Source organism: Candidatus Bathycorpusculum sp. (assembly GCF_009778815.1).
Lineage (GTDB): Archaea > Thermoproteota > Bathyarchaeia > Bathyarchaeales > Bathycorpusculaceae > Bathycorpusculum > Bathycorpusculum hydrogenotrophicum.
This window is the reverse complement of sequence record NZ_WRFL01000090.1, coordinates 1-7,695: the sequence shown is the minus strand read 5'-3', so window position 1 is coordinate 7,695 and position 7,695 is coordinate 1. Positions and strand designations below refer to the sequence as shown.

Here is a 7,695-nt window from a genome sequence, read left to right as displayed (position 1 = left end):
ATTTTGACCATGTTTTTAGTTGGGTGGGTGCGGTATTTTTGGAAAGGTGTTTTGCAGAGTTTGGGTGGTGAGGTAGTGTGTCGTAAGATAACTCGGGTGGGAAATTATTTTGGGACAAGACACTACACGGTGGTGGGGATGAAAAAAATATTTAGTGCGTTTATATGTGTTCTATTGGTTAGCTGCTTGTTTTTTGCAAGCATAGTTTGGCTGGGTGAGGCGCAAGCTCAGATCACTCCAAAGAAACCAGCAATTCCAGAATTTACCGTAAACTGTATTACTGGATCTACTGAGATACCGCCAGTTTACTCTACAGATCCCTACACAGGAGAAACAGTAACTCAACCCGGCTACAGCGAAAAATATGTGTCAATCGAGATAAAGATTAAAAACCAAAACCATCCCAACACAGTGCAGTATAATATACGTACAAAAGGGCACTATGAAGAAAACTGGAAATATGAATATAACCCTAACGTCAACGTCCACAGATATCCATCTCAAGATGACGGCCAATATGCCCTGCTATATATTGGAACAAATGATTATCCTGATGGCGGCAAAGTTGATGTACAAGTCGAAGCAATGGATGGTTATCTCTCATGGGAAGGCCGCATTATTGCTAGCGGTTGGGTTTTTGTTGGTGAAACAAGCGGCTGGAGCAACACAAAAACCGTGACTATCACAAGAGACAGCAATGAAGCCCCAAATCAAAACGAACCAACACCAAACCCAACCTATACCCCAGACCAACCCCTTCAAACTGAACTGACCATAGGGAGGTTTAGTTTGCTTGAGTTTAGTTTGGTGATTATTCTATGCACTACTTTGCCGGTGTTGGTTATTGCGCTTATCTATACAAGAAGAACTTCAAGACATGAAACATGATACATGTATACAAAACAATAATGTATATAAAACAATAACCGTATATGGCAACAAGCTTGTGCGGCTAGGGTTCTGTTCCTTTTTAAGTATGGGGATCTATGGATTTGACGGCGTGAAACGTAGTAAGCAGACTAATGGTAACGAGTTAGGTGGTAGAATCGTACAGATGATGCCGCGCCGTGACTGAGGTAAGGAAACTCTGCCTAAAGAAGAAACAGGTAATAATGAAACAACTGCTTTATTACCCCCCCAACCTTCTACAAACCCTGACCAAAAAGGAAGCATCATATGAGCGTCAAAGTTGAAATCCACAAATCCTCGGAGGGCTTCTACCTCATCACCACCGACAAAGCCGTCTACAACACCGACAACTATCAAGAAGTCATAGATATACTTGATAATCTATTCAAAGAAACTCGCTAACACTGATTGTTTATCTAATAATTGGACAGTTTGTTCGTACACTTAGTATTAAATCAAATCCGTCCTCAATAACTCCATAGGGATAGATCATGTTTGACCAAAACCTAATCAAGAGCATGAATCTAACTGCTGATATTTGTGCTGTCTGTGTTTGGAGTAAACTACATATCTGTTCTGAACTATGCCTATGTGGGGGTATATTATGAGACAAATATTTAGTGTGCTAATGTCTGCTTTGTTAGTTGGCGGATTGCTTTTTGCAGGTATGGCCTGTATGGGTGTGGTGCAGGCGGCGTCTAAGCCGTCTGTGCCACAATTCAGTCTAAAAATTGTTGGTGATGCATATGACGTACCGCCAGCTGCTACAACTACTATTGATCCCTATACTGGAAAAGCAGTCACAACTTTCACAAACGGTTACCGCCACGATGACAGAAAAATAGAAATTTCAATAAAAAACCAACCCTTTACACCCTCTACCGACCCAAACGGTCAGCAAGCACTATACTATGTTGTTCAGTACAAAGGACATTTTAGTGATGACGAGTGGGAAAATGAGACTGGGTCTGGTGCTATTTTGCAATCCGATTCTATCTACACTGTAATTACGCATGCATATAATGTAATGAAATATAGCGCTGGTTCGCAATTGGATTTTAGAGTTAAAGCAATAATTGGCCGTGGTTATTATGATGGTTATTATCCTAATCATCTTAGTTGGGTACACATCGCAGGGGATACTACCAGTACGACACTTTACTTTGTTGATGATGTATCAAGTGACTGGAGTAGTACACAGACCGTGACTATACCTGCATACACCAATGAAGCGCCCAATCAACCCAATCTAACGCCAGACCCAACCTATACCCCAGACCAACCACCACAAACAGACCAGCCGACACAAACTGAGCTGACAGTTGCGGGGTTTAGTTTGGTTGAGTTTGGTTTAGTGATTACTTGTGTTGTGATTGTGGTGCTAAGCATTGCGCTTGTGTATATGTATAAACATAAAACTTCAACGTCTGTAAGGTGATTTAAATGAGAAAAATCTTTAGTATATTGCTGTTTGTGCTCTTAGTTGCGGTTTTGTTTTTTGCAGGCATAGTTTGTATGGGTGTGGTGCAGGCGGTGTCTAAGCCGTCTGTTCCAGAGTTTACAGCAAAGTATGTTAATCATCCCTACGAACGACAACCTACCACCACAACTAACCCCTACACCGGAGAAACAACCATAACTTCCCCAGGCGGCACCTATGATAATTGGACACTTTCAATTACTGTTAAAAATCAAAAGTTCACCTCTACCAAAGATTCAAGCGGCAACTGGACACAACTTTTCTATGATGTGGCTTATAAGGGTGCTTTTGAAGATACGTGGCAGATTCTGCACGGTCCCTCGACCAGTTTGAGCAGTTATATTCCTGCTTCTAAATCATCTACTACTGTGATAGATTTGTCTGATTGGCGCTTCTGGGAGGTTCCTAATGGCGGTAAGATTGATGTTAAGGTTCAAGCTTTGATTGGCTCCCAAACGGAAGGGATGGGTGCTGGTGGTGTTCCTGGTGGGTGGTATGCTACTTATGTTTTTCATGGAGAAACAGGTGAGTGGAGCAGCATACAAACAGTAACAATCAATCGTGATGTTGTAACCCCGACACAACCCCCCAGTGCATCTCGCGATACTCCAGAGGCATCTTTTGGTGAGGAGAATAATCAGTTAGATGCGGAGTTGTTTGATTTAGATTGGATGGTTGTGAGTGCTGCTTTGTTTGTGGGAGTGGTGGTTTTAGCTTGTGTGGCTGTGTATGAGAAAAGGAAAACTGTGAGATATACACGGGATACACAAAAACAAACGACATCTTGAGGGAATAAAATCCCCTGTTTTTACAACTCGAGTCAAAAATTTGAAAGTGTGACACGGATGATACGAACAGTACACAACCGCAACAGGTGCTTACTCTAAGCGCAACAGCTGTTGTTGGGTTTTTATATATTATAGTTAACTAAACTGCTGGAACGGCGTTTTCAGGAATTTTGCCATCAAAGCCTTCTTCTTTAATATACTCAGCAATCCGTCTGCCCTGGGCTGTCAAATAAAAGAGCTTATATCGGTTGCGTCCATTGCGTGTAATCTTTGTTTCTTCCCGAAAAAGCCCTGCATCAACCAAAAGCTCAGCATATCGCACATCTTCGGAGGGAACCGGCGTGCCCAAACTCTCAATTAAAAGGCACAAATAACCCTCTTGGCTGTCTAGTGCTGCTAAAAGGCAACCCTTGAGATATTCACTTTTTTCATCCATGTAGCGGCATAAATACTCTTGTAGATGCTCAACCATAAAAACCACCTAAAAACTCACTATATCCTACGTTACAGCAAATTTAAGGTTTATCGAAGTGGTTCCGTAGTATATTTTTACTTGTGTTCACATTCACTACTGCCGAGATGTTTCACCTTGAAAATCATCCAAAAAGACCTCCATCAGGGATTTCTAAAAGTTGTTCCTGACACGCCTGATGACCTCTGGCATCTCTACAACGTCGTATACAAAGGCGACGAAGTTTATGCCTACAGTAGCCGCGCCATAAAAAATGACACTGAATCATCTCGCCCCAAAAGCGGAGAACGCGTCTCAGCATTTATGGGCGTCAAAGTCGAATCTGTGAGCTGGGACAAATTCCTAGGCAAACTCCGCGTGCATGGCCTAATCATCCACGCCCCCGATATCATCCCAACCGGTGCTCATCACACACTTGCCATATCCCTCAACCAACAAATGACCATCGTAAAAAAAGAATGGCCCAACCACCTCCTAGACAGATTAACCAAGGCAAGTGAAACCGAAAAACCCCTGCTAATCTTCTCCATAGACGATGAAGGTTTTGCTATTGTTGAAACCAAACAATACGGCTACGAAACCCGTGTCGAACAACGAACACGTCTACCCGGCAAACAAGACGCCGACAAACGTGTAGAAGCCACAAAAGCATACTTCAGATTAGCCCTGACCAGCCTTGAAAAACTCTGGGCTATTAATCGCAATCCTTTGGTTATTATCGGCGCTGGATTTGTAAAAAATGACTTTGTTAGCTACCTCCAAGACGAAAACAAAGACCTTTCCAAAGCCGTAGTAGACATAAAAAGCGTTAACAACGGCGGCACCGCCGGAATAGATGAGGCCCTTCGCTCAGGTGTACTGTTAAAAACCGCCCATCAGCTACGCATCCTAGATGAAACCGAAACCATGGAAGAAATCATGAAACGCCTAGGCAAAGGCGAAGGCAACGTAACCTACGGCCTAACAGCAGTCGAAAACGCCGCAAACATGGGCGCCATCGAAAAACTCGTAGTCGCAGACACGACCCTGCGCGATGCCGATGAAAATCAGCGCCTCAAACTCGAAGAACTCATGCACGCCGTGGAACGCCGCCAAGCAGCCATAACCGTAGTAAGCACCGAACATGAAGCAGGCTTCAAACTAATTTCTCTGGGCGGCATTGCCGCACTGCTGAGATTTCCAATCTATCATCAACAAACTGAAAATTAAAATTCAAGTATGCAAGTTTGATTGCCATGCCACCAACAGAATGGAAACACATAAACACCGTTCAGAAAAAAATCCGCATAACACGAATCGAAACAACCCAAAACCAACGCAACATCTACGCCTTTGACATAGAACAAGCTACCCCAATTTATCTAACCGCTGACAAAACAGTAGATCTATCAAAGATAAAACGTGCCAAAATCTACCAAGCCACCCTCCAAGTATACGAAACAGAATTCACCCCAGAGCTCCAACAACGAGTCCTCGAATCCGCTCTAGGCGACCCCCAACGATTCAAAGCAATACAGACCATGAAAGCCTCAGGCGCCAAACCAATCAAATATGAACTCACAGAAATCAAACACTAACCAACAGATTCAACCACAAACCTATAGAATTGAACAGTAGCCCGGTGAATACCTGCTTTTTTAGGTAGAGCTGTTAATTTTTCAACATCGACCATAAAAGTCAAACCTTACTGGATAGCTGTGCTGTACAGGAAGCTTTAAAGGGCACCATCAAACCGCATTTCTATGATATCCAATTGAAACTCTTAATCAGTCCTAGCAATGAAGCCGAAGCCCAAGAAGCCGTCGCTGGAGGCGCCGACATAATTGATGTCAAAAATCCTCAAGAAGGTGCCCTTGGAGCTAGCTATCCTTGGATTATCAAACAAATACGGCAAAACACACCCCGAGGCATCGAAGTCAGCTGTACCATAGGTGATGTTCCCAATCTTCCCGGTTCTGCTTCTCTTGCCGCTTTGGGTGCGGCATCTCTAAATGTTGACTACGTTAAAGTCGGACTCTATGGATTAAAAACAGTTCCCGACGCAGTTTTTCTGCTTCAGCAGGTCTGTCGAGCTGCCAAAGACTACAACCCTCAAGTCAAGGTTGCTGTAGCAGGGTATGCGGATGCACAAAAAATCGGTTCGCTAAATCCTCTGCTTATTCCTGAAGTAGTCTACAAAGCTGAAGCAGACATCGCCATGATAGACACAGCCGTCAAAGACGGTACCAACCTATTTAGTCACCTCACCCCAAATCAGCTCCAGTTATTTGTGGATTCGGCACACAAGTTTGGTTTGCAAACCGCTCTAGCAGGTTCTCTGCGAAAACAAGATTTGTCTGTAATCTATGCTTTAGGTGCTGATATTGCCGGTTTGCGAGGTGCAGCATGCACAAACAGCGACCGAAACAAAGGCCACATAACCCAAACACTGGTCACTGAACTGTGTGAAACCCTAAAACAACTCCAATCATAACCGTTTTTTGTCTTTTTATGGCAAGCTCTGACCGCAAGTGTTTGCGTGTTTTTTTCGGTAATATAGACGCAACATTAAAATGATAATCACCAGAAAAATTATACAAATCGGTATTGTATATGGCAATATATTGGTTAATTGTGGCGGATATGTATTTGTACTGCCAAAATCAGTATATGCTATAACATAGAGGTCAGCTACCACAAATAATTTGTTATCTGCGGAAGTTATGGGTTGTACATAGTGGTCAAAGGGTTCCACTCCAAGTTCCATACCTGTTGTTTTGTTAAGTGCCCAAAGAGCCTTGCTGGTTGACAAGTAAACTGTATTATTAAGCAATGCAATTTTTGATAGGCTGCCATGAGGACTGTTATTTGCAAACGGTGCTGTCCACACTAACGCGCCATTGTTCACGTCTAAGCTATAGATATTTCCCATATATTGAAAATTGTCTATGCTCTCATTGTACCACCCCGTTGTATAACCCCAAAAAATCATCTGCATCTGAGTATCAACTTCTATAGGTGAGATGTCTGACTCCGGTGGGAGAGCTACTGGGGTATTCCATGCTAAGTGTCCATCTGGTAAATTCAGGGCATAGATGTAGCCGTTTGATGTTACAAACAGAAGTTGATCATTGTAGATTGTAGGTTGATAGATATCCTCGTTGAGATTAATACTCCAAAGCTTTGCTCCAGAAGAGGCCTCTACCGCAATCATGGTCTGCCCTATATCAGCATAGTTTGCTTTATAATCCCAAAAAATAATCATGTCATTATAAACTAGAGGTTGTTTGTCGCTAAATCCCAAAATTGACCACATAACAGTACCTATGTCTGGATTGAGGCGATAGGTACTTTTTTCATTGTAAGTGTTATCCTTGGTGTAGAAGAAGCCGGAAGCAAGAACTAAATTATCTTCAAACGCCCAAACACTTTCAAGGTAGGGCAATCCTGGAAGGTCAACCGATGGGGCTAAGGTCTCCCAAAGTAACTTTCCACTGATAGCACTGTAAACTCTCCAGCTAGATTGTTGTACAAATATTCTATCATTGATTACATTAAAAGTGTCGGGACCACGTTTGTGTGCGGACGAGGTGTCTCGGGCGTGGAATTGGAGTGGCAACAACTTGCCTGTTTTCACATCAACAGTTTTTACTACGCCGCCAATACCATAATCAGGTGAACCAACGTATACTATTCCGTTTTTTACTATAATTGGCCCTACTGAACCATAAACTCCAATCATATTTTTCCATAGTCGAGTCCCGGTTTTTACATCAAAACACACCAAGTTGCCCCACACATCAATCGTAAATATTTTTCCATCAGCAATGGTGTAGGAAGTAGCAAAATTTTCAATATCTTGTATAAATATCCTCTTTGATTGAGGTATAGTGGACTGAGCTTGTAGAAAAATGGGTGATTGATGCTGAATTTGTAAACAAGTTAAACCCTAACTTCCCGAATTAAGTAATATGTTTTTGATTCTGGGCTTGATTTTGGCCTGTTTCTGTAGCAGAAGCCTTTTTATGGCAAAAACATATTACTTAAATAAGTAATATGTAGGGGAT

9 protein-coding genes are annotated in these 7,695 nt (G+C 42.5%); 7 read left to right on the top strand and 2 right to left on the bottom strand.

Going from position 1 to position 7,695, the window contains the following annotated elements; translation table 11 throughout:
- From FWF39_RS11440 to FWF39_RS11425, 4 genes are all read left to right on the top strand, one after another.
- Positions 1-888: hypothetical protein (locus FWF39_RS11440; RefSeq protein ID WP_343383569.1), on the top strand; the 888-nt coding region annotated here is incomplete at its 5' end.
- 288 nt (positions 889-1,176) lie between these two features.
- Positions 1,177-1,311: a hypothetical protein gene (locus tag FWF39_RS11435; protein WP_343383568.1), complete on the top strand. Its 135-nt coding sequence runs from the start codon at positions 1,177-1,179 to the stop codon at positions 1,309-1,311.
- A 202-nt stretch (positions 1,312-1,513) separates the two neighbouring features.
- Complete coding sequence (locus FWF39_RS11430; protein ID WP_343383567.1) at positions 1,514-2,347, top strand: hypothetical protein; 834 nt, start codon at positions 1,514-1,516, stop codon at positions 2,345-2,347.
- A gap of 5 nt (positions 2,348-2,352) precedes the next feature.
- Positions 2,353-3,177, top strand: a complete 825-nt coding sequence (locus tag FWF39_RS11425; RefSeq protein WP_343383566.1) for a hypothetical protein — start codon at positions 2,353-2,355, stop codon at positions 3,175-3,177.
- Between the two features lie 139 nt (positions 3,178-3,316).
- Here the strand turns inward: FWF39_RS11425 and FWF39_RS11420 are convergent, their stop codons facing one another.
- Complete coding sequence (locus tag FWF39_RS11420; RefSeq protein WP_343383565.1) at positions 3,317-3,649, bottom strand: hypothetical protein; 333 nt, start codon at positions 3,647-3,649, stop codon at positions 3,317-3,319.
- A 117-nt stretch (positions 3,650-3,766) separates the two neighbouring features.
- Here FWF39_RS11420 and FWF39_RS11415 point away from each other — a divergent pair, with 117 nt between their 5' ends.
- The 3 genes from FWF39_RS11415 to FWF39_RS11405 all read left to right on the top strand — a co-directional run bounded on the left by FWF39_RS11415 (position 3,767) and on the right by FWF39_RS11405 (position 6,122).
- On the top strand, positions 3,767-4,858 hold the full coding sequence (locus tag FWF39_RS11415) for an mRNA surveillance protein pelota (RefSeq protein WP_343383564.1): 1,092 nt from the start codon (positions 3,767-3,769) through the stop codon (positions 4,856-4,858).
- Positions 4,859-4,884: 26 nt separating this feature from the next.
- Positions 4,885-5,226 carry a hypothetical protein gene (locus tag FWF39_RS11410; RefSeq protein WP_343383563.1) on the top strand — a complete coding sequence of 114 codons (342 nt, stop codon included), beginning with the start codon at positions 4,885-4,887 and terminating at the stop codon, positions 5,224-5,226.
- A gap of 176 nt (positions 5,227-5,402) precedes the next feature.
- Entirely contained in the window at positions 5,403-6,122 is a 720-nt protein-coding gene (locus tag FWF39_RS11405) for a (5-formylfuran-3-yl)methyl phosphate synthase (protein ID WP_343383562.1), read from the top strand.
- 15 nt (positions 6,123-6,137) lie between these two features.
- Here the strand turns inward: FWF39_RS11405 and FWF39_RS11400 are convergent, their stop codons facing one another.
- Positions 6,138-7,484: a PQQ-binding-like beta-propeller repeat protein gene (locus FWF39_RS11400; protein ID WP_343383570.1), complete on the bottom strand. Its 1,347-nt coding sequence runs from the start codon at positions 7,482-7,484 to the stop codon at positions 6,138-6,140.
- Positions 7,485-7,695: the final 211 nt, after the last annotated feature.

Excerpts from the sequence above, each read along its gene's own strand:
- FWF39_RS11435 (WP_343383568.1), top strand. The coding sequence starts at position 1,177 with ATGAGCGTCAAAGTTGAAATCCACAAATCCTCGGAGGGCTTCTACCTC.
- FWF39_RS11430 (WP_343383567.1), top strand. The coding sequence starts at position 1,514 with ATGAGACAAATATTTAGTGTGCTAATGTCTGCTTTGTTAGTTGGCGGA.
- FWF39_RS11425 (WP_343383566.1), top strand. The coding sequence starts at position 2,353 with ATGAGAAAAATCTTTAGTATATTGCTGTTTGTGCTCTTAGTTGCGGTT.
- FWF39_RS11420 (WP_343383565.1), bottom strand. The coding sequence starts at position 3,649 with ATGGTTGAGCATCTACAAGAGTATTTATGCCGCTACATGGATGAAAAA.
- FWF39_RS11410 (WP_343383563.1), top strand. The coding sequence starts at position 4,885 with ATGCCACCAACAGAATGGAAACACATAAACACCGTTCAGAAAAAAATC.